The following is a 22,390-nucleotide window of genomic DNA, read 5'->3' as shown; positions in this document are numbered from 1 at the left end:
TTTGAGTGATTTTATTGAGGCTGCAAATTTATGCCATTTATACGGACGGACAAAATTCTTTTTCAGAAATTTAAAATTTCTTTCCAAAGCATTTCAAACGCTCTATTTACCGAGCGGTTCACGATACGTTCCCTGTTCTTGCCGATGGTAAATTTCTGGGCAAATGTATCATTTGGAGTGGCGATGGCAATAAAAACGGTTCCCACTTCGGCATCGGAATCCCCTTTGGTTGGTCCTGCGTTCCCTGTTGTGGCTATTGCAAAATCCGTATCCAACAGATTTTGAACATTTTTTGCCATGGCTATGGCCACGGGCTCGCTCACTACCGAATGCGCCTCAACCATGTCTTGCGGAACGTCCAACACTTTAATTTTGGTCTCGGTGGCGTAACTAACCACACTCCCTTTAAAGTAGGCTGAAGCCCCTGGAACAGCTGTGATTTTTTCCGCTATTTTTCCCCCGGTAAAGCTCTCGGCGGTGGCCAAGGTCAGCTTTTTTTTGGTCATGACCTTTCCTATCTGTTGTTCTATGGAATCCCCATCGTCCTCCCCGTAAATTATATCGCCAATCAATCGATAAAGACCTTGCACCTCCTTCTCCACTGCCTCCACAATGGTTTGCTTCTCCTTGCCCTTGGCCGTCAGTCTGAGTCGTACTTTCCCAAGGTTCGGCAAATAGGCCAGTTTTATAAAGTTGGGAAGATTGTCTTCCCAATTTTCAATTTTGTCCGCCAAAGCGCTTTCTCCCAATCCATAGGTAACAATGGTCTTGTGATATATATGGGGTCGCTCAAATTCTTTGGTGATTTTGGGAACAACCAGATTACGGATCAGGTGTTTCATCTCAAAAGGTACCCCTGGTAAGGAAACAAAGACCGTTTCGCCTCGTTTCATCCATAATCCTGGCGCCGTTCCATTGGGATTTTGAAGAACCACCGCTTTAGAAGGCACCAAAGCTTGTTTTCTATTCAAATCGGAAATGGGAGTGGAAAAATATTTCTTGAAGAGTTCCTCAACATTTTTAAGTACGGCATCATCCTGTACCAGTTCATCATCCAAAAACTCACAAAGGGTATGTTTCGTGATGTCATCCTTGGTAGGTCCAAGTCCTCCCGTCATGATTACAATGGAAGATCGGGTTCCCGCAGTTTCCATAACATCCAAAATTTGCTCCCGATCATCTTGCACGGAAGTTATTTGGTGAACGGAAACACCAATCTTGTTGAGTTCCTTTGCTATAAATGTAGAGTTGGAGTCCACCACCTGTCCAATGAGAATCTCATCCCCAATGGTTATGATTTCTGCCTGCATTTAAAGATCAAAATCTTTTTGAAGTTCGGACACTACTTGAAGTACATCCTTCTTTAGAAGGGGAAATTTTTGCTCAATTTCGTCCATATTGGCCGTGTTCTTGCCCAAGGTTTCAATTTCCAGGGCCGTGGCACGGGTCTGTTCCATTCCCAGAAGATCCACATTGGGTTTGATTTTGTGGGCGAGCTTGTAAACATTTTCATAATCCCGCGCTCCAATGGCCGTTTCCAAGCCTTCCAAATCAACGGGAACTTCTTCCAAAAACACAGAAATAACAGATATTACGAAATCTTGGTCGCCTTCCGCCATTTCATTAATCTTGTCGAGGTTGTAAATCATTATTTCACATTAATTTCAAACAGCTGTTCTCCTTCCAGCATCCCTACAAGGTAATCATTTGGGCTTACTTTACCAACACCGGCAGGGGTGCCAGTGAACAAAATATCGCCCTTTTTGAGCATAAAATAAGTGGAAACATGAGCAATAAGTTCATCTATTTTCCACAGCATCAAGGAAGTATTGCCATTTTGGACTTCCTCTTCATTTTTTATTAGTTGAAATGATAAGTTGTCAACATTTTCGTACGAATTTTTCAGCTTCCACCTACCAACAATGGCTGACCCATCAAATCCCTTTGCTTTTTCCCAGGGTAATCCTTTTGCTTTTAACTTGGATTGAAGGTCTCTTGCCGTAAAATCAATTCCCAATCCAATTTCATCATAATAGGTATGTGCAAATTGTGGGGCTATATGCTTGCCCACTTTTTTGATTTTTACCAAGACCTCCACCTCGTAATGAATGTCCTCTGAAAATTCTGGAATGTAAAAATCCTGCTCTTTGGGCAAGATGGCGGAATCGGGTTTGATAAATACTACAGGTTCTTCAGGACGTTCGTTGTTCAACTCATCAATATGCGCAGCATAGTTTCTTCCAATGCATATCAGCTTCATTCCCTTTTGTGATTTTGATTATGACAATTTGTTGTTCAGTTTGCTCAACTTTATCTGGGTAAGTACTTTTTTGGTGTACAATGGGAAATCGGCATTCAAAATCCAACCAAAATATCCAGGTTCGGATTCCATCACCTCATCCACAGTTTTGCCCTTATGCTTTCCAAAGGCAAAGATGGGCCGCTCTTGATCATCAATGCCAATGAATCCCGCAAAATCCAAGGATTGTTTACGTGTTGTGAATTCCGAGAGTTTTTTCACATTGTTCTCCAACTCGGGGTATCTGTCCAGTTGGGCCAAGAGTACTTCGTAGGTCGCCAAGGTGTCGGCTTGGGCACTGTGTGCATCTTCCAAATTCTTGTCGCAGTAAAATTTGTAGGCCGCTTCCAAGGTTCTTTTTTCCATTTTATGAAAGATGGTCTGTACATCTACGGAAACCATGTTCTTCATATCAAAATCCACATCGGCCCTAAGCATTTCCTCGGCAAGCAATGGGATATCGAACCGATCCGAATTAAACCCTGCCAGATCACTGTCCTTGATCATTTTATAGATTTCCTTGGACAACTGTTTAAAGGTAGGCTCATTGGCCACCTTTTCGTTGGAAATACCATGCACGGCCACCACTTCAGGCGGGATGGGCATCTCGGGATTCACCAGCCAGGTCTTACTTTCCTTGTTACCATTGGGAAAAACCTTTAGGATGGAAATTTCCACAATTCTGTCCTTGGCCACATTGATTCCCGTAGTCTCCAAATCGAAAAAACAAATAGGCTTGGTAAGTTGTAACTCCATAAAATTCTATTTCGATTTAGAAAATAACCAAGTTAACAATTCAGGTTCTTCAAAGGTGTTGTCCCAGCTATTATGACCTACACCTGGGTAAACTGTATATTTCACGTTAATCCCTGACTGCCCCATGGCCTTCACCATGTCTCCTGAACATTTTTCCGGTACAACCTCATCCGCAGCCCCATGGAATACCCACCAATGCGGTTTGCCCAATTTTTTGCTGATGTTGGGATTGGCTCCACCACAAATAGGAAATGCAGCGGCAAACATTTTTGGATTTCTTCGTACCAGTTCAAAGGTTCCCATTCCGCCCATGGAAAGTCCGCCTACATACAACCTGTTTTTATCCAGCTTGTAGTTCTTCTTCAAGTATTTTATAAGACCTTCCAGTAGCAACATATCCTTTGTGGGTTCCGCATTTTCATAAAAGATGAATTCCCGATTCCCGAAATCTCCCTTAACATCAATTTTGGCCCAAGAACTGTTGGCGGCGCATTGCGGGAATACCACTATCGCCTTCTGTTGCTCTCTTACCTCATCTTGTAAAAACAGCCCTGACCCATGGACCAGTTGCGACTCGTTATTATTGCCCCGCTCCCCGGAACCATGAAGGAAAAGTATCAAGGGGTATTTTTCCTTTGGATTGTAATCTTTGGGTAAAAGCAGTCTATAGGGCAGACTATCCCCATTTTTTACAAAATGTTTTTTCTGATAAACGGAAAGGTCCTGAGCACTCATAGGCAAGCAGAACAAAATAAGAAACCCTAAAGCAAGGGGCATAAGCTGTTTCATGGATTGATGAATTAATTCAACCCCTAAAATAAGCATAGTGAAATGAAAAAGACCTCTTTTACGGGCTAGATTTCCCGATTAATATCCCAGGCTTCCAAATAATCCGCCACAGTCTTTACAAACATACCGCCAAGAGCGCCGTTGACCACCCTATGATCATAACTATGGGAGAGGAACATCTTACTGCGGATACCAATATACTCCCCTTGATCGGTTTCAATTACAGATGGCATCTTGCGGATAGCACCCAAGGCAAGAATTCCTACTTGGGGTTGATTGATAATGGGCGTACCAAAAATACTTCCAAAGGAACCTACGTTGGTCACGGTATAGGTGCCATCTTGGACCTCATCTGGCTTTAATTCGTTGTTTCTGGCCCTATTGGCCAAATCGTTCACGGTTTTGGCCATCCCCACCAAATTAAGTTGGTCGGCGTTTTTAATCACTGGAACAATAAGGTTGCCATCAGGTAAGGCTGCAGCCATACCTAAATTGATGTTCTTCTTTTTGATGACCTTGTCCCCATCCAAGGAAATGTTCATCAAAGGATATTTTTTAAGAGCCATGGCAACTGCCTCCATAAAAATGGGCGTAAAGGTAAGTTTCTCCCCCTCCCTTTTCTGGAAAGCATCCTTCATTTTGTTCCTCCAGTTGACCACATTGGTTACATCCACTTCCACAAAACTTTGTACATGCGCCGATGTAGTTATGCTCTCTACCATGTGGTGGGCGATCAACTTGCCCATCCTGGTCAAAGGAATGACTTCATCACCACTCGCTACTGGTATCGGTGCAGCCTTGGCCTCCTCCTTTTTAGGTTTTGCGGGAGAAGGTGCGGCTTCTTTGGTTTCTGGTGCAGCGGTAACTGGGCTACCGTTGGTTGAACGATGCTCCAAAAATGCCTTGATATCGTTTTTTGTGACCCTTCCTTCCTTACCTGTTCCAATTATGGTTTCCAATTCTTCCATGGAAACGCCCTCTTCCTTGGCAATATTCCGCACCAAGGGTGAGTAAAATCTTTCGGAAGACCCAAAATCAGGTGTTGGTGTTGCAATGGATTCTTGTACTTGGGATATCTGGCTTTCAAGTTCCGCTGCAGGAACTTCAATGGCTTCCTCGGGCTCCGTTGTATCTTGTCCGTTTGATGCTGCCTCGACAACTTGATCAGTTTGAATAACGGCTACCACCTCTCCAACTTTGATTACATCATCCACGTTGAAACGCTTTTCCAAAAGCACACCCTCTACTTCACTGGGCACCTCTGAATCAACTTTATCCGTGGCAATCTCAAAGATGGCTTCATCCATTTCAATAGTGTCGCCCACTTCCTTCAACCATGTAGTCAATGTTGCCTCTGCAACACTTTCTCCCATCTGCGGTAACTTCAATTCAAATTTTGACATATTCTTATTTAACGAACGGATATCGACCTTTATTTTGCAAAAATAATAAAGAAATCCGCTTATTCTTATTTTTTATGCATTATTCTGCCGCTATCAACTTGCCTTGATTGCGTTTTCAAACGGAATTCTATTCAAGATGCTCCTGCCCAAAGTGACTTCATCTGCATATTCCAGTTCATCCCCTACGGAAATTCCACGGGCAATGGTGGAAGTAGTCACCTTTAACCCCTCCAACTGCTTATAGATATAGAAATTGGTAGTATCTCCTTCCATAGTAGAGCTCAAGGCAAAAATCAGTTCCTGCACTTCCCCTTGTTTCACCCTATTGATCAAGGGAACAATATTTAAATCTTGCGGTCCAATACCTTCCATAGGGGATATTTTGCCACCCAGTACATGGTACAATCCTTTGTATTGGGAAGTACTCTCAATGGCCATTACATCCCTGATGTCCTCCACAACGCATACCAAGGAGCGGTCTCGTTTGGGACTGGCACAAATCTCACAAATCTCTGTATCTGAGATATTGTTGCAGGTTTTGCAAAAATTCACCTCGCTTCTGAGCTTGGATAAAGCTTCCGCCAAGTGATTTGTCTGCTGCTCGGGCTGCTTCAGCAAATGCAGCACCAATCTAAGGGCCGTGCGCTTGCCTATGCCCGGTAATTGGGACATTTCATAAACGGCATTCTCCAAAAGCTTCGATGAAAAATCCATAGTTCTGCTTATCCCACAAAATTACGATTTTACGGTTACCAATTTACTTTTGTACTTTGCAATTCAAATTCCTCTTATGTCCGCATTTCAGATTCTCTTGCTCGTTGGCGCCTATTTCATGGTGCTAATGCTCATTTCGTATTTTACAGGTAAAAACGACAGTAACGCAGATTTTTTTAAAGCTGGGAAACAATCGCCTTGGTATCTTGTGGCCTTTGGTATGGTGGGAGCCTCACTTTCCGGGGTTACTTTCATATCCGTTCCTGGGTGGATTGAAGCTTCCCAATTTGGATACATGCAGGTGGTTTTAGGGTATCTGTTTGGGTACTTTGTGGTTGCCTATGTGCTTCTGCCCCTCTACTATAAAATGAACCTGACTTCCATCTATGAGTATCTCTTGGAACGATTTGGAGTTGTAAGCCATAAGACTGGAGCCTTCTTTTTCTTTATTTCCCGGGTTTTGGGAGCAGCGTTTAGACTGTATTTGGTAGCTATTGTCCTTCAACAGTTCGTCTTTGATGATTTGGGTGTACGCTTTGAATTTACCGTGGTCATATCCATTCTTTTGATTTGGATCTATACCAACAGAGGAGGTATTAAGACCATTGTTTGGACGGATACCCTCCAGACACTGTTCATGATATTGGCTGTTGTGCTTTCCATTATCCTAATCAATAGGGAACTGGACTGGAGCTTTGGCGAGTTTTTGGTATCGGAAGAACTAAAAGCCTATGATAAATTCCTGTTCACGGAGAGTTTTCTGGATAGAAACCACTTTGTAAAATCCTTTATCGGCGGTATGTTCGTTACCATTTGTATGACTGGACTTGATCAGGACATGATGCAAAAAAACCTCACCTGTAAATCCCTAAAAGATGCACAGAAGAACATGGTTTCCTTTAGTTTGGTCTTGGTAGGAGTGACATTCCTGTTCATGCTGCTGGGAGCCCTCCTATTCATCTATGCAGGCAAAAATGGGATTTCCATTCCGCTAATGGATGGTAAACCCAAATCCGACCTATTGTTTCCTGAGGTGGCCTTAAACAGTGGTTTGGGCATGACACTCTCCATTACCTTTATGTTGGGACTTGTGGCCGCCGCCTATAGCAGTGCAGATAGTGCCCTCACCTCCTTGACCACTTCTTTTTGTGTGGACTTTTTGGAGGTGGAGAAAAAAGAGGAATCCCGGCAAAAGCAGATACGAAAACGAACCCATATTATCATGAGTGTGATGCTTGTTTTGGTGATCATCGCATTCAAGTACATCCTAAACAGCAATGTCATAGATAGTTTGCTTACCGTTGCTGGATACACCTACGGTCCGCTATTGGGTCTTTTTGCCTTTGGGATTCTCACCAAACAAAAGATTCACGATCAGTGGGTGTGGTTGGTAAGTGCCCTTTCTGTTGCCACTATTTGGACAGTGGCCAACATACCTTCCGAATACTTGGGTGGCTATGTTTTGGGATATGAATTGCTTCCTTTAAATGGACTTTTGACCTTTTTTGGACTTTGGCTTATCCGAAAAAAGGGAGAAAAAGTTAGTACTGTCCAGTAGTCAACAAGACCAAGGTGCAGGAATTTTCCACCATTATTCCGGCATCTTCCAAAATTCTAACAAATTCAGGGTTTTCTGTACCTGGATTAAAAATCACTCGTTTGGGCTTTAAATCCAGTATGTCTTGGTAGTATTCCTTCTGACGCAACGGATTGAGGTACAAAGTAATGGTGTCAACATTAGGAAAATCATCCAGCTTGGTTTTAATTTGTACTTCGGAAACGTTCCCTTCCCTTGCCCCAAATGCCATTGTATCGATGTTGTTCTCAACTAATCTGCGGATTGCAAGGTTACTATATCTACTGGGATTTAAGGACGCACCAAAAACAAGTGTCATAAGCATTTGTTAATTTATATGTTAAACTGATATAAAGATTGTAACTATTAAAAAAAAAGCCCGTCTATTGTACGTACAAAATTAAGCATTGGTAAGTCTGTATTTTTTTATAGTTAATGGTTAGTGTTTAGTATAGCTTATCAATGTATTTGGCCCTGGTGTTTCGGTTTAGACTGAAAGTCAGGGCCTATTTTTTTTCCAAACCTGGATTTTTGTCCGCATAAAACCTCCTGCCTTACAAGCCCTTATCTTTTTTGTGGTTGTTAAAATGTGTTAAACCCAAAAGGAAATGTAACATTCTCCGTTTAACGTCGTCTTGTAGACAACATCAATCAATCAAAAACAAACAGCTCATGAAAAGAGTAATCTTTCTTTTTGCACTACTCCTGTGCATCATTTTACCTGAAAACGCAAAAGCCAACAATGACAATGAACCCCCTGTGGGTTCCATTTCCGGTACTGTTATTGACAATGCCTTGAACCAACCGGTTGCCTATGCGGCCATTGTTGTTAAATCTGAGGATGGTACGGAAACCATTACCGGAGGAATCACCACGGAGGATGGTACTTTCGAAATCAAAAAGCTTCCCGAGGGAAATTTCGTATTGGAAGTTCAGTTTATTGGGTACAAAACGTATTCCCAAAAGTTGGTTATCACCAAAAGGAATAGAAAAGTAAACGTTGGTACCATTACCCTAATGGAAGAAACTGAAGAACTTTCAGAGGTGGAAGTGGTTGCAGAGCGCACCACTATTGAGCAGCGCGTTGACCGAAAGGTAATCAACGTTGGAAAAGACTTAACTACGGCTGGAGCTACAGCTTCGGATATTATGAACAATATACCCTCCGTAAACGTGGATTCACAGACCGGGGATATCACTATGAGGGGAAACAGTAATGTAAGGGTGATGGTAGACGGAAAGCTCTCCAACGTTCCTGTTGCGCAATTGCTACGTCAAATCCCATCAACATCCATCAAATCCATTGAATTGATCACCAATCCTTCAGCCAAATACAACCCTGAAGGGATGAGCGGTATCATCAATATTGTGTTGCACAAAAATGCAAATATTGGTTTCAACGGTAGTATTACCACAGGTTTGACCAAGGGTATTGAGGCCAAATTCAATAGTTCCATCGATATGAACTACAGAAATGGGAAGTTCAATTTTTATGGTAACTACGGAAACAATATTGGGAAATACGTGAACGATGGACATATTTTGAGAGTGGACGAGAACTCTGTCCAAGACTTCGATTTTTTCAACAACAACAAATCACATTTGTACAAGGTTGGGGTTGATTTTTATCTGAACGACAAAAACACCATTTCCGTTTTTACCAATCAAAACATATTTGATGGGGACGGAGAGGGAATCACAGCCATAACCTATAGGGATGACCTATCCAGAAACTTAACACAGTTTTTCTCTGACGTAAGCGACAATCGCAGCGAACAGTACAACTTTGATTACAAACTGGATTTTAAAAAAGAGGGGCACAATATTGAGTTGGAAGTAGATCATAATCGCTTTGAAAACAATCAAGATGCCGACTTTAGGACCACTGGAGCGAGTCTGTTCCCTGATTATATGGATTTTGTGGACACCGAGCGTACACAAACCATTGCCAACTTGGATTATGTGAATCCGCTTGATAGCATTTCCAAATTGGAAATTGGGTTGGAGTCCAGAAACTTTGAAACCAATGTGGGCTACAATTCCACAGGATTGTCCTTTAATTCCCAAGGCAATCTGGTTCCAACACCTAGCACAGACTTTGATTACAATATGGATGTGTATTCTGCTTATGTGACCTTTGGTCAGAACCGGGAGAAATGGTCTTACCAAGTTGGTGCAAGAATAGAAAATGTGGAGGTGCAGGCCGATACAAACAGAGTTCGCTCATTCACGGACAAATACACGGAAATCTACCCATCCGCTTTCTTGACTTACAGACCCAATGAAAAAGATCAGTTGCAGGTAAGCTATAGTAGAAGGGTTGACAGACCAGGTCTACAACAGGTTAACCCCATTAGGGAATGGGCTACTCCGTTGATTTCCTCTTTTGGTAATCCTAGTTTGGTTCCCCAGTTTACCAACTCGTATGAGGCCAACTACACCAAACGAATCAAAAATGGAAGCATTACGGCTGGAGTGTTCTACAGGGCCATATCTGATGAAATTAACAGGGCTGTCTACGTAGACCGATTGGATTTCAATAAACTGATCCTAACATTTGACAATTTTGATGAGACCTCTGCCTATGGTTTTGAAACGTCCATCAACTACAAACCCCTTAAGTGGTGGAGCATCAACGCTAGTTTTGATTACTATTCACAAACCAATCGCGGGATAACCGAAAGTTTGGTGGGAGACAATCCAGACCCAACGGAGAATGATATTCTTGTGGAAAACGTGGAAGTGGATAACAATGCGTGGAACCTAAGGGTGAACAACAGCTTTACGGTTACCAAAAAACTGACCATGCAGGTGTTTGGCTTCTACCGCGGACAGAACCAAAATATCCAGTTTACTATAGAACCCATGTATTTTGTGAATCTAGGTGCACGCTACAGCTTTGCACAAGGTAAAGGTACCATCAGTGTAAATTACAACGACATGTTCAACAGTATGATGTTCCAATTTGATGGGCAACGTCCTTATGTGCAGGACGGAGGATTCAACTGGGAAAGCCATAACGTTTATGCGGGTCTTTCCTACCGATTTGGCGGTGGCAAATACAGAGCCAAACAACGTAAGCGAAGAGATAACAACACTAAGCAATCCAGCGGAGGAATTCTATAGCATGATTTTGGTATTCCTTGACAGAGTGTTGGTTGGTTAGTCTTCAAGGTCTATCATTTAAAAACCCCAATCTCTTAAGAGATTGGGGTTTTGTTTTATTCCTTATTGGTTTCAAAACCATCTATGCTGGTTACATTCTTTTTTCGCCAATATTTTTCCAAACCTTCGTCACCCTGTTTTTCGGCCCAGTCCAACAGCCCTTCCCGTTGGGATTGATAGTCCATTAATGGCACCCCCATCCCACAAGAAATTTGCACTTTTTCAATATCCACATCTACCAATTGTCTACTTCCAACTATTTTGGGGAACAATTGGATATGCTTATTCCAGTTTTCATTTTCGGTACCATACACTTTTGCATTTCCGTAAAGTCGAAGAATTGTTGGGTCGCCCTCAAAAGCGCAAAACATCAGGGTAATTCGATCATTATGACTGAGATGGATGGCCGTTTCATTGCCACTTCCTGTAAGATTGAGCCATATGACTCTGTTTGAATCCAACACCCGCAGGGAATCCAAGCCTTTTGGCGAAAGATTGATGCTTCCTTCTTCCATGGCTGTTGCCACAAAAAACATTTTTTGTCTTTCTATGAATTCAATCAATGGTGGAGTTAAACCCTTTAGTTGCCTGCCCATCCTACCACCTTATGATCACACTTCCCCAGGTAAACCCACTACCAAAAGCAGCCAAAACCACCAAATCACCTTCTTTTACCTTACCCGCTTCCCATGCCTCGGTCAGGGCAATAGGAATAGATGCTGCTGTGGTATTCCCATATTTCATGATGTTATTGAAGACTTGATTATTGGAGAGGCCGAATTTCTTTTGCACAAATTGGGAGATGCGCAAATTGGCTTGATGCGGAATCAGCATGTCAATATCTTGAGGACCCAATTGGTTCTTTTGAAGTCCTTCCATAATTACCTCGCTAAAGCGAACCACGGCATTTTTAAAAACAAACTGCCCATTCATGTATGGATAGTATGAAGTATCCTCAGGATCTTTGTCATCGATAATATCGGTAACCCATCTTTTGCCCATTCCTGGGGCAATTAGGGATAGTTCCTCCGCATGTTGGCCTTCAGAATGTAAGTGGGACGAAAGAATTCCTTTGGAGGTATCCTCCTCGCGCGTCAGTACGGCCGCCCCTGCCCCATCACCAAAAATCACTGATACACCCCTACCTCTGGTAGTCATATCCAGACCATGGGAATGTAGTTCAGAACCGATAACAAGTACATTTTTGTACATGCCGCTCTTAATATATTGGTCTGCCACAGAAACCCCATAAACAAAGCCAGAACACTGATTTCTAACGTCAAGCGCGCCAACCGTTTTGATTCCCAAATCCCTTTGAACCAGTACTCCTGGGCCTGGAAAATAGTAGTCCGGGCTTAGTGTTGCAAAAACGATAAAGTCAATGTCATCTTTGTCTATTCCAGCGCGTTCAATGGCAATTTTGGCCGCCTTGACACCCATGGAAGTGGTGGTATCCGTTCCTTTTACCACATGGCGACGCTCCTTGATTCCTGTTCGTTCCTGAATCCATTCGTCACTAGTCTCCATCACCTTGGTCAAATCGTCATTGGTAACCACATTTTCGGGAACATAATACCCGAGTCCAGATATTTTGGAATTGTACATAAAGTATTCTTTAAGCCACTCTTGCAAAACAAGCAAAAGTATTTCGTGGAAAAGTAAAAAATATATTCAAGCTAGTAGTTATATCTCTCAAAAAATAGAATATGGGATGTCCAACCCAATAAGCCCTAACGGAGAACGCACTACCGAGCGATAGTGCGTTTCCAACAACCTAACCAATAAACAAACGTGTTACAGCATGAAGTTTTCATAGCAATCTTCTTCCATAACAGTACAAATATATAAATTTTGTTTATTCTTTTTTAATTTTTGTTAAACAAAATTATGTTAAAATTGAAGGTTCCCCTGCGATGTCAGTTTGTCAGCTTTGTAATTCTGGTATTTTTTTTGTCATGCTATGGAAAAAAGAAAACTATTTAACAATGGCTACAGGCAAAATCAATGTTTCCGTAGAGAACATATTTCCCCTAATCAAGAAATTTCTATACAGTGACCATGAAATCTTCCTTAGGGAACTCATTTCCAACGCCACGGATGCAACCTTAAAACTGAAACACCTCACGTCCATTGGTGAGGCCAAAGTAGAATATGGCAATCCTCAGATTGAGGTCAAAGTGGATAAGGACAACAAACAAATCCGTATTGTTGACCAAGGTATTGGTATGACGGCCGAGGAAGTAAAGAAGTACATCAACGAGGTAGCTTTTTCCGGTGCCGAGGAATTTTTGGACAAATACAAGGATGCCGGTAAAGATTCAGGAATCATAGGGCACTTTGGACTTGGTTTCTATTCAGCTTTTATGGTGGCAGACAAGGTAGAGATCATTACCAAGAGTTTTAAGGATGAACCAGCCGTTCACTGGACCTGTGATGGATCTCCCGAATTTACCTTGGAAGAAACCCAAAAGGATGATAGAGGAACAGAGATCATTCTTCATGTTGCCGAAGATTCCACAGAATTTTTGGAAGATTCCAAAATAAGGGAGCTGTTGACCAAGTACAACAAGTTTATGCCCATCCCCATAAAATTTGGAACCAAGACCGAAACGCTTCCAAAACCTGAAGGTGCTAAGGAAGACGACCCAGCTCCAACCCAGGAAGTGGATGACATTATCAATAACCCTACTCCTGCTTGGACCAAAAAGCCCACAGACCTTAAGGAAGAAGACTATAAGAATTTTTACCGGGAGTTGTATCCCATGCAGTTCGAGGAACCTTTGTTCAACATTCATTTGAATGTGGACTATCCCTTCAACCTGACTGGGATTTTGTATTTCCCCAAATTGACTAATGATCTAAATGTTCAAAAAGACAGGATTCAGCTCTATCAAAACCAAGTTTTTGTAACAGACAACGTAGAGGGGATTGTTCCTGAATTCTTGACCATGCTAAGAGGGGTAATCGATTCTCCGGATATTCCGTTGAATGTTTCCCGTTCCTATTTGCAAGCGGATGGGGCGGTGAAAAAGATATCATCCTACATCACCAAAAAAGTTGCGGACAAATTAAGCTCCCTTTTCAAAAATAATCGTGAGGATTTTGAACAAAAATGGAACGATATCAAGGTAGTGATCGAGTATGGTATGCTTTCCGAAGAGAAATTCTTTGAAAAAGCGGACAAATTTGCCCTATACCCTACCGTTGATGGTTCCTACTTCACATTTGAAGAGCTGGAAAACAAAATCAAGGACAATCAAACGGATAAAGACGACAAATTAGTAGTACTGTATGCTTCGGACAAAGAGGCACAGCACAGCTATATAGAAGCTGCCAAAGCCAAAGGTTATGAGGTATTGCTGATGGATTCCCCAATTGTTTCGCATCTGATGCAAAAATTGGAAACTTCCAAGGAGAAGCTCTCTTTTGCCCGTGTGGATGCAGACCATCTGGACAACCTGATCAAAAAAGAGGATACCGCTATTTCCAAACTTTCCGACGAAGAGAAAGACCGTCTCAAGGCCGATTTGGAAAAAGTTGTCCAAGAGAAAGGATATACGATCCAAATGGAAGCCATGGACAGCAGTGCTTCCCCATTTATCATTACGGAACCGGAATTTATGCGCCGCATGAAGGAAATGCAGCAAACCGGTGGAGGTGGAATGTTCGGGATGGGCAATATGCCGGAAATGTACAATTTGATCGTAAACACCAACCACGAATTGGTGGGTGAAATCCTTAATACCAAAACGGCTAAAAAACGGGAGCGTTTAATCAATCAATCCCTGGATTTGGCGCGTTTGTCCAAAGGACTGCTTAAAGGTGAGGAGTTGACCAACTTCATTGCCCGTAGCTACGATATGATCAAGTAGATATACAGATGATGTCAGTTCGAGCGTAGTCGAGAACGTCTTAAAAGACTATCCAAGCATATCTTGGCTCCGCTCGAACTGACATTTTCATTTTTAGGCCCATCTCTTAATAAAATAGCGCTTGAGGACAAAGGCTTGGAAACATACCATGAGCCCTATGGCCCCTACCATATAGCTAAACGTTTTTGAAATCTGTAGCTGCGGCATTTTTGCAGAAAACCAACTTTTGGCATCTGATAACAGCTGAATAACTTGACCCTCGGCGGGCGTTGTTGCAGAATTGGTGGTGAACAGGTAGAACCCAAAAACTCCCAACATGCCCAGGGCTATTAAAATGGACTTTATGGACATCACGGGTTTATACTCGGCTATAGATTGCTGAAGCTTGGTCACTTCCTGCATTACCACGTAAGTAAAATTGGATGATGGAGTTTCCAACGGGGCCTCTTCCATCATTTTATCCACTAGTCTTTCCAATTCTTTATCCTTGTCCATAACTTTGTATTGTTTCTGGTTCCAATTGTTTTTTTAAAATAGCTCCTAGCCTATTCCTGGCCCTAAACAGTTTTACCTTGGCCGTGTTAGCACTTAGATTTAATGCCTTGGCCATTTCTTTAAGGTCTTTTTCTTCAAAATAAAAAAGTGTCAGCAAAGCTGCATCAACTGCAGACAACTGCTGTATACATCTTTTAATGGTTTCAGCCCGTTCTTGCATCACCATTCTGTCAAGGGCATTGCCCATTTCCATCACCGCCTCACTTCTTACCTCCTCAATGGGTGTATTTTTAAGTTCCTTTTTATGCTTCTTTACCCGATCCAAACAGGTATTGTATGCAATCCTATAGATCCAGGAAGACAGCTTGGCATCGCCTTTAAAATTCTTTAAGGACTTAAACACCTTTATAAAGGTATCTTGGGCCACTTCCTCTGCCTCTTCCCTATTTTTCAGGGTACGTATGGCAACCGTAAATACCAAGTCCTTGTACTGATCCACAAGGATGGAAAATTCCTGCGTATCCCCATTTAAGATGGCAGCAATATCCGGTTGGTTTTTCGTTTGCTTCATTTGTTGAGTAAGACGACGTTGGAAGGCCCTAGGTTACATTAAAGTTAAAAAAAAGTAATGGCGCATTTGGATAACAATTCGTCCATTCAATTGGTCTTTATGGTTCTACAATGAAAAATGGAAAACGGTAAACTAATGTCTGGTGCTTGGTGTTTGGTGCTTGGTGCTTGGTGCTTGGTGCTTGGTGTCTGAAGATTGAAAATGGAAAGTTGAAAACGGCCCATCCCAACGCGCATCTCGAATCCAGCATTCCGCCAATTGAAAATTCAAAACTCAAAATTTAAAATTGTTAATTGCTCATTGAAAACTGTAAACCGTCAATTGAAAACGTGCATCCGTCAATTCAAAACAGGGATACGTCCATTGGTACATAGTAATAGAGGTAAGCTGGTTTATTTTTCCTGAAAATTAATTTAGGAACAAACCTGCTTTATCATGAAAACCATTCAAATCAAAAAAATTGCGTACTACCTTTTTTTAGGTGTTTTGACTGTTCTATTTACCAATTGCTCCAAAGACGACCCCAAAACTCCAGAACCTCAACAGATTTTGGGGTGCACAGATCCAGATGCCAACAACTATAACCCTGACGCAACGGATAGTGATAATTCATGCACATATACTATTGTAGGATGTATGAATCCTGATGCCTCCAATTATGACCCAGACGCCACTGAGGACGGCTACTGCGAAATAGAGGGGTGTACCGATCCCAACGCACTTAATTATAACCCAGATGCCAATGCCGAAGACAGTACATGCCTGTACAACTGCACAGACCCATTAGCCGAAAACTTCAATGAAGATGCAGAATCCGACAACGGAACCTGCTCTTACTCTGGAGATTTGACCATCCAGTTTACCGAAAACCCAGAAACATATACTCGAAAAATTCTATTGGAACCTGTTGTGGGGACAGATACAGGGTGGAGCGTTGATGTTCCGGTCAGGTTAGATGCTCTCAATGAAAATTTTGAGAACATAATTGTTTCCAATATCTACAATGGAAATGGAAATTTATCACATCAATTATTATACATCTATGTATATGAGACCTTTGGTGTAAACGGTATTCCCACAGGTATGGTTAATAGAAGGAAATCGATTTCCAGCGAAGATTATGTGATGTCACGAAGTGAATGGGAAAGTAACGTTGCAGAACAATCAGGTGAAACAGCAAATATGGGCCTAGCGATTAGTTCGAGAATTAACAACAATGACGAACTTGAAGTATTTGTAGAGGCAGGGTTTAGAGCAAGTGAAAACAGTGTCTCGTTAAACGTCTATCTCTTGGAAGATGGCTTAGTAGAACCTCAAGACAATAATTACAGTTTCGAAAATGGAAGTCAATACGAAGGACATCCTTTTTATGAGGAGGAAGATCCCATAAATGATTATATCCACAATAACGTATTCAGAGAAGCTTTAACACCATTGGAAGGCCTTGAGATATCGGACGAAGTAGTTGCTGAGCAGAGGAAGTTTCAACGCATGTTTAAAGTCAGTGACCTTAGCAGCTATAATAAGGATAATCTAAAGATTGTTGCCTTCGTCGCCAAAAATGGGGGGACCGTAGATCAAAAATACGTGCTTAATGCACAGCAATTGGCGGTTAATGGGGATGGTACCTTAACTGTACAAGATTACGATTAAGATCATGTAGTTTGACATAAACATTTGTCTTTAGCCCTGCCAGAATTCATTTAAATTGGTGGGGCTTTTTCATACAATCTAAAATTTAAGTTCAGGAAATGGAAACCAGAAAACCTCCTCATCCTTAGAACAACTAGCATCCAGCATCTCGGGTCTTGGGTCTTGGGTCTTGGGTCTTGGGTCAAATCTGTCGAGAATTAGAATTTTAAAACAAAAACCTTGTTCTGGATACTTTTTCCTTCGGAAAAAACTAGAACTGACGGTTTTTGAGTTAAGGTGTTTTCAAATGCACCACGGAAAAAAATACTAGATGAACTGTAACCTCAACAAAAAAAGTGTCGTCTTATCGCAAAACGAGTTTATTAATCAATTAAAAAACGAATATCATGGCAGAAGCAATTTTAATTCCAATCAGCTTTTTTCTGGTAGTTTTCGCAATTTGTTACCTCTATTTTTCCACTCGCAATAAAGAACGACTGGCCTTAATAGAAAAAGGGGTAGATGCCAGTATCTTTTTTAAGTCCAAGGACGATGGCGAACTGTCTACATGGAAAATTGTATTGATCAATTTTGCCGTTCTTCTAATGAGTATAGGGATTGCCATCTTTTTAGGTTCTTCCATGGTCAACGGTTTGGGCTTGGATGAGGAAATAGCATTTCCCGGAACCATCTTTCTACTGGCAGGGATAGGCTTGATGGTGGGCTTTTTCATCACCAAAAGGTTCGAGAAAAAGGGATAAAAAAAGAATATCTTTCTGTTAAAGACCATCGGTAATCCCGGTGGTTTTTTTAATTTCAGCCTATGCGAATCATCTCTACCAATTTGGGCAAGCCCACTCCCATAGTCTGGAACGGTCAGGAAACCACCACGGGGATTTTCAAATACCCTGTAAACGAACCAATTACCCTGGAATCTGAAAGTGTTGCCAAGGACAACATAAGCGACAGAAAAGTGCATGGAGGTGTTTTTAAGGCCTGTTATCTCTTTGCAAAAGAGCAATATCCTTATTGGAAGGAAAAGTACCCCAACCTGGATTGGGATTGGGGCATGTTTGGAGAAAACTTGACTGTTGAAGGCTTGGATGAGACTACCCTTAAAATTGGAAATATCTACAAGGTGGGTACTGCCTTGGTTCAAGTTACCCAACCACGGGAGCCCTGTTTTAAACTGGGAATCCGTTTTGATGACCAAGACATTTTAAAAACATTCATAGACCATGGGTATCCAGGAACTTATATACGGGTTCTGGAAGTTGGTCAAGTCCAGATTGGGGATGAATTTGAGTTGGTTGAGGAATCTCCCAACCCTTTGACTACCCAACAATTTTATCAACTGCTTTTTACCCGAAAAAAAGATCCAGAGCAGATACAATTGGCTTTGGAAAATGAGGCCTTACCGCAACGGAAAAGGGACAAACTGCGGAGATTTCTTAAGTAAGCTCAAGTTTCAGTTCAAGGTTCAGCGTTCAGCGTTCAGCGTTCAGCGTTCAGATAATGGAAAATTGAAAATGAAATGTTGAAAACGGTCTTCTGCCTTCGGTAAACTAAATGCCTCTAACAATCCAATAATCAAAGAATCCGCGTTCCAAGTTCAAATTCAATTCTTGCTTAATCAGTTGTCAGTTGCTTGCTGTCTGATGCCCGATGATTGAAAATGGAAAATGAAAAGTTGAAAATGGAAAACCGCCCTATCCTTAGAACAACTAGCATCCAGCATCTTGGGTCTTGAGTCTGATGTCTGATGTCTGATGTCGACGATTGAAAATGGAAAATTGAAAATTGAAAACGGCCCATCAACACCTACATCCAGCATCCCACATCCCGCATCTAGCATCCAACATCTAGCATCCAACATCTAGCACCTAGCATCTTGGCTCTTGGCTCTAGAGTCTTGGATCAAATGAATTGAATATTGTTAATTGAACATTGTCCATTGAAAATCCGTCAATTGAAAATGGGCATCCGTCAATTCAAATAGGGCACACGTCCATTGGGATAGAAAAAGATTACAAACCCGATGTACTTTTGGACCTTAGTGCAACAGAACCATTGCAATCCAAGATTACGATTGAAGTGATGTAATTAGTTAGTGTTCTTTTTGGCCTGTCGGGTGCAATGGGCTTTTCTTTTCCCGGCAGGTCTTTTTTGTTTCTCCACAAAAAAAGAGGCCCAAAATTGGGCCTCCCTCAAAACTGAATTTAACTAAACAAACTTATTTTACGCTAATGGTTTCCTTGAAGGTACCAGATTCGTCAACTACCACTACAGTATAGCTGTCTTTAAAGGCCTTTTCAAAATTGAAAGCTTTTTCAACTACAAGTTCTCCGCTCACAGTTTCTTTGAAAACCAGCCTGTTTTGACTGTCATATACTTTTAGAGTTACTTTCTCCTGGGATAGGTTCAAAAGGTTCACAAACAATTTGTCCCCCTTCTTTACAAATACAGGATCAAGTTCAATGTTGATCAAATTTTTCTCTACCTCGCTTTTTGCAGGTCCGTTTGCATATCCCATTGTACCCAAAAGGAATGCTGCTACTGTAACATAATTCAAAACTGATTTCATAACGTTTCGTTTTTTTAATAATTACAAGACAAAACTACTATGGCAATTCAGCTCCCAACACTACCCTATTTTCCAATTTATGTTCAATTTTACCCTATTAAGCATGTTAATTTGGTGTTAAGGTTAAAATAGCACATATTTTAGGTAATTTTGCATAGCAGCTTGGTTTAAAGCACCTTAATTTTACAGTACCAAATAAAATTGAACGCGATGAAACAGAAGCCCGCTTTTGAAGCTATAGAACCTACTTTCGGGCACTCGTTCACCTACCAAAAGTTTAACGAGAACAACGAAAACAAAAACAATGCTTGGCACTATCACCCAGAATTGGAGTTGGTATATATAAACGGGGGATCGGGAAAAAGGCAAATTGGCAGCCATGTCTCCTATTTCAGGAACGGAGACTTGATCTTGATCGGTTCCAATCTACCCCATTGCGGTTTTACAGATAAATTGACCGGCAACAAAAGTGAGACCATTGTACAGATGAAATTGGATTTTCTGGGAAATGACTTCTTTAATATCCCAGAAATGAAGAACATCCAAACATTGTTTGAAGTGGCAAAAGGGGGTATTGCCTTCTTTGGAAAAACGAAGCTCAAGGTGGGAGAAAAAATGGAAATTTTGGAGTATCAGACGGATTTTCAACGTTTGCTCTCGATCCTGAACATTTTAAACCAATTGGCAACCTCGGAAGAAATCAAAGTGCTGAATGCCGAAGGTTTTTCCATGGAGACCGAGGTCAAGGACAATGACAGGATCAATATTGTTTTTAACCATGTAAAGGCCAATTTCAAGGAGGATATAAGCTTGGAAGAAATTGCAGATTTGGTTAGTATGACCGTTCCTTCTTTTTGTAGATACTTCAAAAAAATAACCCATAAAACTTTTACACAATTTGTAAATGAATATCGGTTGGTACACGCCTCCAAACTTCTGGCGGAACAGCCCATCAGCATCACCGAGGTATGTTATGAAAGTGGATTCAACAATTTTTCGCACTTCAATAAAAGTTTTAAGGCCTTTACAGGGCAAAATCCATCAGAGTACAGAAACCAGTTGAGAAAAGTCCTTAAATAAAATGGAGCTTTTTGACACCAAAATAGACTTGGATCTGCAAAACGCTGATATTATTTATCATCCTTCATTCCTAAGTCCTGAACGGGCCAACCACTTCTTCCGAATACTGGGCGAAACCATACCTTGGCAGCAGGATCAAATCACCGTTTTTGGCAAAACCCATCCCCAGCCAAGATTAACGGCTTTATACGCTGATAATGACAAAACCTATTCCTATTCTGGAATTACAATGAACCCACACAGCTTTACACCCGAATTGCAACAAATTAAAAAGGAGGTGGAGCAATTGACCCAGAACACCTTTACCACCTGCCTACTTAACTTTTATAGGGATGGAAAAGACAGCAACGGCTGGCATTCCGATGACGAAAAGGAACTGGGAACAAACCCGATAATCGCTTCGGTAAGTCTGGGCGCCGAACGCTTTTTCCATTTGAGAAACAAGGCAGACAAACGAATAAAGTCCAAGATTCTATTGCAACATGGGAGCTTATTGATCATGAAAGGGGCAACCCAACATTTTTGGCAGCATCAAATCCCAAAAACCTCAAAAAAGATTGGTGGACGAATCAATCTAACGTTTAGGGTAATCAAGTAGGCGCTATTCAAAAAGGTCATTGAGCACCTTGGCCAAACGAAACCCACCTCTTTGAAGTTGTTGGAAAAGCACTTCATTATATTTATAGCCATACTGGTAGCCGAGTTTGTCACCCGTTTTGGCCGAGTCGTAAATATCGGCACATATCTCATGGGACTCCTCTACCCAGTCGTATATGGTTCCTTCCTGAACTTTCTTACGTTCCTTACGGCTCAAATGGTCCAGTTCAGTGGCCAATTCCGTGTAGGTCATGCCGTAGGATTCAATCAGGTTTTTGTCCCATACCCTGTGCAAATTGCTTCCTTCCCCAAACCACTGCACCTGAATGGAATTACCACCTTTGTCCTCCGCCCTACTGGCATGCATGGGCTGATGCAGATCGCCAATCAAATGTACCAGCATTTTAAGATGAAAGGAACGGACTTTCTTGCTGTTTTCTTTGTTCTTAACCATGCGGATACACTCCTCTATCCCCGTGATTATATCACCGTATTTGCTTTTTTCCGAATCCTCATAGCGGGTACCCAAAGGATAATTCACAAAATGCCAGGCAAAATAACCCGAATACTTGCGGTCGGCCTTGATTTCATCGGCAAAGGTGGAAACATACGCCAAGCTGTGCCCGTCCAACAAATCCTTTAATGCCCTTTTGGCTTTTCCGGTCAAATGATTTTGGGCTATATGTCCGGTAACCCGATGTCCGGTTTTACCCCAAAAAGTATTACTGAAAATCAAAGTAGGAACAAGCAAAAAAAGAAAGGCGAGGTTTCTCATGATTGATGATTTTTTCAAATGTAAAAACTACAAATTAAAGTTTGTAACGCCTCATCGATTAATTCAAATCAGCCATTCGTCA

Annotated in this window: 22 protein-coding genes; 8 read left to right on the top strand and 14 right to left on the bottom strand. The window is 41.6% G+C overall.

The genetic code is table 11. The features are described 5' to 3' along the window. Window positions 1-62: 62 nt before the first annotated feature. From ACOOE0_RS11335 to recR, 7 genes are all read right to left on the bottom strand, one after another. Window positions 63-1,310: a competence/damage-inducible protein A gene (locus ACOOE0_RS11335; protein ID WP_420399029.1), complete on the bottom strand. Its 1,248-nt coding sequence runs from the start codon at window positions 1,308-1,310 to the stop codon at window positions 63-65. Further along, window positions 1,311-1,649 (bottom strand): Hpt domain-containing protein, encoded by a 339-nt coding sequence (locus ACOOE0_RS11330; RefSeq protein WP_138839233.1) that lies wholly within the window; start codon window positions 1,647-1,649, stop codon window positions 1,311-1,313. After that, the gene (locus tag ACOOE0_RS11325) at window positions 1,649-2,260 is read right to left on the bottom strand and encodes a fumarylacetoacetate hydrolase family protein (protein ID WP_420399028.1); all 612 of its coding nucleotides are present in this window, start codon (window positions 2,258-2,260) and stop codon (window positions 1,649-1,651) included. Before ACOOE0_RS11325 ends, ACOOE0_RS11330 begins: the two co-directional genes overlap by 1 nt. Window positions 2,261-2,278: 18 nt before the next feature. Continuing rightward, a complete protein-coding gene (locus tag ACOOE0_RS11320) occupies window positions 2,279-3,055 on the bottom strand; it encodes an exonuclease domain-containing protein (protein WP_420399027.1) in 777 nt (258 codons plus the stop codon). Window positions 3,056-3,061: 6 nt separating this feature from the next. Next, window positions 3,062-3,844: an alpha/beta hydrolase-fold protein gene (locus ACOOE0_RS11315; RefSeq protein WP_420399026.1), complete on the bottom strand. Its 783-nt coding sequence runs from the start codon at window positions 3,842-3,844 to the stop codon at window positions 3,062-3,064. 65 nt (window positions 3,845-3,909) lie between these two features. Then, window positions 3,910-5,247 carry a dihydrolipoamide acetyltransferase family protein gene (locus ACOOE0_RS11310; RefSeq protein WP_420399025.1) on the bottom strand — a complete coding sequence of 446 codons (1,338 nt, stop codon included), beginning with the start codon at window positions 5,245-5,247 and terminating at the stop codon, window positions 3,910-3,912. A gap of 93 nt (window positions 5,248-5,340) precedes the next feature. Then, window positions 5,341-5,961: a recombination mediator RecR gene (gene recR / locus ACOOE0_RS11305; protein ID WP_420399024.1), complete on the bottom strand. Its 621-nt coding sequence runs from the start codon at window positions 5,959-5,961 to the stop codon at window positions 5,341-5,343. A 76-nt stretch (window positions 5,962-6,037) separates the two neighbouring features. On the opposite strand from recR, the gene ACOOE0_RS11300 reads away from it, so the two are divergent. After that, window positions 6,038-7,519, top strand: a complete 1,482-nt coding sequence (locus tag ACOOE0_RS11300; RefSeq protein ID WP_420399023.1) for a sodium:solute symporter — start codon at window positions 6,038-6,040, stop codon at window positions 7,517-7,519. Here ACOOE0_RS11300 and ACOOE0_RS11295 read toward each other — a convergent pair. Beyond that, window positions 7,503-7,862, bottom strand: coding sequence for a CoA-binding protein (locus tag ACOOE0_RS11295; protein WP_420399022.1), 360 nt, complete (start codon window positions 7,860-7,862; stop codon window positions 7,503-7,505). The two genes, ACOOE0_RS11300 and ACOOE0_RS11295, sit on opposite strands and share 17 nt — an antisense overlap. A 347-nt stretch (window positions 7,863-8,209) precedes the next feature. On the opposite strand from ACOOE0_RS11295, the gene ACOOE0_RS11290 reads away from it, so the two are divergent. Then, the gene (locus tag ACOOE0_RS11290) at window positions 8,210-10,663 is read left to right on the top strand and encodes a TonB-dependent receptor domain-containing protein (protein ID WP_420399021.1); all 2,454 of its coding nucleotides are present in this window, start codon (window positions 8,210-8,212) and stop codon (window positions 10,661-10,663) included. 95 nt (window positions 10,664-10,758) lie between these two features. Here ACOOE0_RS11290 and ACOOE0_RS11285 read toward each other — a convergent pair whose 3' ends face one another. Together ACOOE0_RS11285 and ACOOE0_RS11280 are read right to left on the bottom strand one after the other, a co-directional pair. After that, window positions 10,759-11,298, bottom strand: coding sequence for a pyridoxamine 5'-phosphate oxidase family protein (locus ACOOE0_RS11285; protein WP_420399020.1), 540 nt, complete (start codon window positions 11,296-11,298; stop codon window positions 10,759-10,761). A 1-nt stretch (window position 11,299) separates the two neighbouring features. Beyond that, the gene (locus ACOOE0_RS11280; RefSeq protein ID WP_420399019.1) at window positions 11,300-12,307 is read right to left on the bottom strand and encodes a 3-oxoacyl-ACP synthase III family protein; all 1,008 of its coding nucleotides are present in this window, start codon (window positions 12,305-12,307) and stop codon (window positions 11,300-11,302) included. A gap of 380 nt (window positions 12,308-12,687) precedes the next feature. Between ACOOE0_RS11280 and htpG the strand changes: the two genes are divergently transcribed. Next, window positions 12,688-14,574, top strand: coding sequence for a molecular chaperone HtpG (htpG, locus tag ACOOE0_RS11275; RefSeq protein WP_420399018.1), 1,887 nt, complete (start codon window positions 12,688-12,690; stop codon window positions 14,572-14,574). Between the two features lie 93 nt (window positions 14,575-14,667). Here the strand turns inward: htpG and ACOOE0_RS11270 are convergent, their stop codons facing one another. Both ACOOE0_RS11270 and ACOOE0_RS11265 read right to left on the bottom strand, forming a co-directional pair. Beyond that, window positions 14,668-15,069 (bottom strand): hypothetical protein, encoded by a 402-nt coding sequence (locus tag ACOOE0_RS11270; protein ID WP_420399017.1) that lies wholly within the window; start codon window positions 15,067-15,069, stop codon window positions 14,668-14,670. Further along, a complete protein-coding gene (locus ACOOE0_RS11265) occupies window positions 15,056-15,640 on the bottom strand; it encodes an RNA polymerase sigma factor (protein ID WP_420399016.1) in 585 nt (194 codons plus the stop codon). Before ACOOE0_RS11265 ends, ACOOE0_RS11270 begins: the two co-directional genes overlap by 14 nt. A 435-nt stretch (window positions 15,641-16,075) precedes the next feature. Here ACOOE0_RS11265 and ACOOE0_RS11260 point away from each other — a divergent pair, with 435 nt between their 5' ends. From ACOOE0_RS11260 to ACOOE0_RS11250, 3 genes are all read left to right on the top strand, one after another. Further along, window positions 16,076-17,293 (top strand): Omp28-related outer membrane protein, encoded by a 1,218-nt coding sequence (locus ACOOE0_RS11260; protein ID WP_420399015.1) that lies wholly within the window; start codon window positions 16,076-16,078, stop codon window positions 17,291-17,293. A 386-nt stretch (window positions 17,294-17,679) separates the two neighbouring features. Further along, window positions 17,680-18,033, top strand: coding sequence for a DUF6249 domain-containing protein (locus ACOOE0_RS11255; RefSeq protein WP_420399014.1), 354 nt, complete (start codon window positions 17,680-17,682; stop codon window positions 18,031-18,033). 62 nt (window positions 18,034-18,095) lie between these two features. Beyond that, window positions 18,096-18,731, top strand: coding sequence for an MOSC domain-containing protein (locus tag ACOOE0_RS11250; protein ID WP_420399013.1), 636 nt, complete (start codon window positions 18,096-18,098; stop codon window positions 18,729-18,731). Between the two features lie 774 nt (window positions 18,732-19,505). Here ACOOE0_RS11250 and ACOOE0_RS11245 read toward each other — a convergent pair. Further along, a complete protein-coding gene (locus ACOOE0_RS11245; RefSeq protein ID WP_420399012.1) occupies window positions 19,506-19,856 on the bottom strand; it encodes a hypothetical protein in 351 nt (116 codons plus the stop codon). A 210-nt stretch (window positions 19,857-20,066) separates the two neighbouring features. Between ACOOE0_RS11245 and ACOOE0_RS11240 the strand changes: the two genes are divergently transcribed. Together ACOOE0_RS11240 and ACOOE0_RS11235 are read left to right on the top strand one after the other, a co-directional pair. Continuing rightward, the gene (locus ACOOE0_RS11240; protein ID WP_420399011.1) at window positions 20,067-20,936 is read left to right on the top strand and encodes an AraC family transcriptional regulator; all 870 of its coding nucleotides are present in this window, start codon (window positions 20,067-20,069) and stop codon (window positions 20,934-20,936) included. 1 nt (window position 20,937) lies between these two features. Beyond that, on the top strand, window positions 20,938-21,534 hold the full coding sequence (locus tag ACOOE0_RS11235; protein ID WP_420399010.1) for an alpha-ketoglutarate-dependent dioxygenase AlkB family protein: 597 nt from the start codon (window positions 20,938-20,940) through the stop codon (window positions 21,532-21,534). A 3-nt stretch (window positions 21,535-21,537) separates the two neighbouring features. Here the strand turns inward: ACOOE0_RS11235 and ACOOE0_RS11230 are convergent, their stop codons facing one another. Then, window positions 21,538-22,308: a S1/P1 nuclease gene (locus ACOOE0_RS11230; RefSeq protein ID WP_420399009.1), complete on the bottom strand. Its 771-nt coding sequence runs from the start codon at window positions 22,306-22,308 to the stop codon at window positions 21,538-21,540. Window positions 22,309-22,390: the final 82 nt, after the last annotated feature.

Source organism: Flagellimonas sp. (assembly GCF_965215805.1).
Classification (GTDB): domain Bacteria; phylum Bacteroidota; class Bacteroidia; order Flavobacteriales; family Flavobacteriaceae; genus Flagellimonas.
This window is presented reverse-complemented; position numbering and strand designations above follow the sequence as displayed.

Excerpts from the sequence above, each read along its gene's own strand:
- ACOOE0_RS11285 (WP_420399020.1), bottom strand. The coding sequence starts at position 11,298 with ATGGGCAGGCAACTAAAGGGTTTAACTCCACCATTGATTGAATTCATA.
- ACOOE0_RS11260 (WP_420399015.1), top strand. The coding sequence starts at position 16,076 with ATGAAAACCATTCAAATCAAAAAAATTGCGTACTACCTTTTTTTAGGT.
- recR (WP_420399024.1), bottom strand. The coding sequence starts at position 5,961 with ATGGATTTTTCATCGAAGCTTTTGGAGAATGCCGTTTATGAAATGTCC.
- ACOOE0_RS11290 (WP_420399021.1), top strand. The coding sequence starts at position 8,210 with ATGAAAAGAGTAATCTTTCTTTTTGCACTACTCCTGTGCATCATTTTA.
- ACOOE0_RS11265 (WP_420399016.1), bottom strand. The coding sequence starts at position 15,640 with ATGAAGCAAACGAAAAACCAACCGGATATTGCTGCCATCTTAAATGGG.
- ACOOE0_RS11335 (WP_420399029.1), bottom strand. The coding sequence starts at position 1,310 with ATGCAGGCAGAAATCATAACCATTGGGGATGAGATTCTCATTGGACAG.
- ACOOE0_RS11295 (WP_420399022.1), bottom strand. The coding sequence starts at position 7,862 with ATGCTTATGACACTTGTTTTTGGTGCGTCCTTAAATCCCAGTAGATAT.
- ACOOE0_RS11310 (WP_420399025.1), bottom strand. The coding sequence starts at position 5,247 with ATGTCAAAATTTGAATTGAAGTTACCGCAGATGGGAGAAAGTGTTGCA.
- ACOOE0_RS11315 (WP_420399026.1), bottom strand. The coding sequence starts at position 3,844 with ATGAAACAGCTTATGCCCCTTGCTTTAGGGTTTCTTATTTTGTTCTGC.
- ACOOE0_RS11235 (WP_420399010.1), top strand. The coding sequence starts at position 20,938 with ATGGAGCTTTTTGACACCAAAATAGACTTGGATCTGCAAAACGCTGAT.
- ACOOE0_RS11230 (WP_420399009.1), bottom strand. The coding sequence starts at position 22,308 with ATGAGAAACCTCGCCTTTCTTTTTTTGCTTGTTCCTACTTTGATTTTC.
- ACOOE0_RS11240 (WP_420399011.1), top strand. The coding sequence starts at position 20,067 with ATGAAACAGAAGCCCGCTTTTGAAGCTATAGAACCTACTTTCGGGCAC.
- ACOOE0_RS11280 (WP_420399019.1), bottom strand. The coding sequence starts at position 12,307 with ATGTACAATTCCAAAATATCTGGACTCGGGTATTATGTTCCCGAAAAT.
- ACOOE0_RS11325 (WP_420399028.1), bottom strand. The coding sequence starts at position 2,260 with ATGAAGCTGATATGCATTGGAAGAAACTATGCTGCGCATATTGATGAG.
- ACOOE0_RS11245 (WP_420399012.1), bottom strand. The coding sequence starts at position 19,856 with ATGAAATCAGTTTTGAATTATGTTACAGTAGCAGCATTCCTTTTGGGT.
- ACOOE0_RS11255 (WP_420399014.1), top strand. The coding sequence starts at position 17,680 with ATGGCAGAAGCAATTTTAATTCCAATCAGCTTTTTTCTGGTAGTTTTC.
- ACOOE0_RS11330 (WP_138839233.1), bottom strand. The coding sequence starts at position 1,649 with ATGATTTACAACCTCGACAAGATTAATGAAATGGCGGAAGGCGACCAA.
- htpG (WP_420399018.1), top strand. The coding sequence starts at position 12,688 with ATGGCTACAGGCAAAATCAATGTTTCCGTAGAGAACATATTTCCCCTA.
- ACOOE0_RS11320 (WP_420399027.1), bottom strand. The coding sequence starts at position 3,055 with ATGGAGTTACAACTTACCAAGCCTATTTGTTTTTTCGATTTGGAGACT.
- ACOOE0_RS11250 (WP_420399013.1), top strand. The coding sequence starts at position 18,096 with ATGCGAATCATCTCTACCAATTTGGGCAAGCCCACTCCCATAGTCTGG.
- ACOOE0_RS11300 (WP_420399023.1), top strand. The coding sequence starts at position 6,038 with ATGTCCGCATTTCAGATTCTCTTGCTCGTTGGCGCCTATTTCATGGTG.
- ACOOE0_RS11270 (WP_420399017.1), bottom strand. The coding sequence starts at position 15,069 with ATGGACAAGGATAAAGAATTGGAAAGACTAGTGGATAAAATGATGGAA.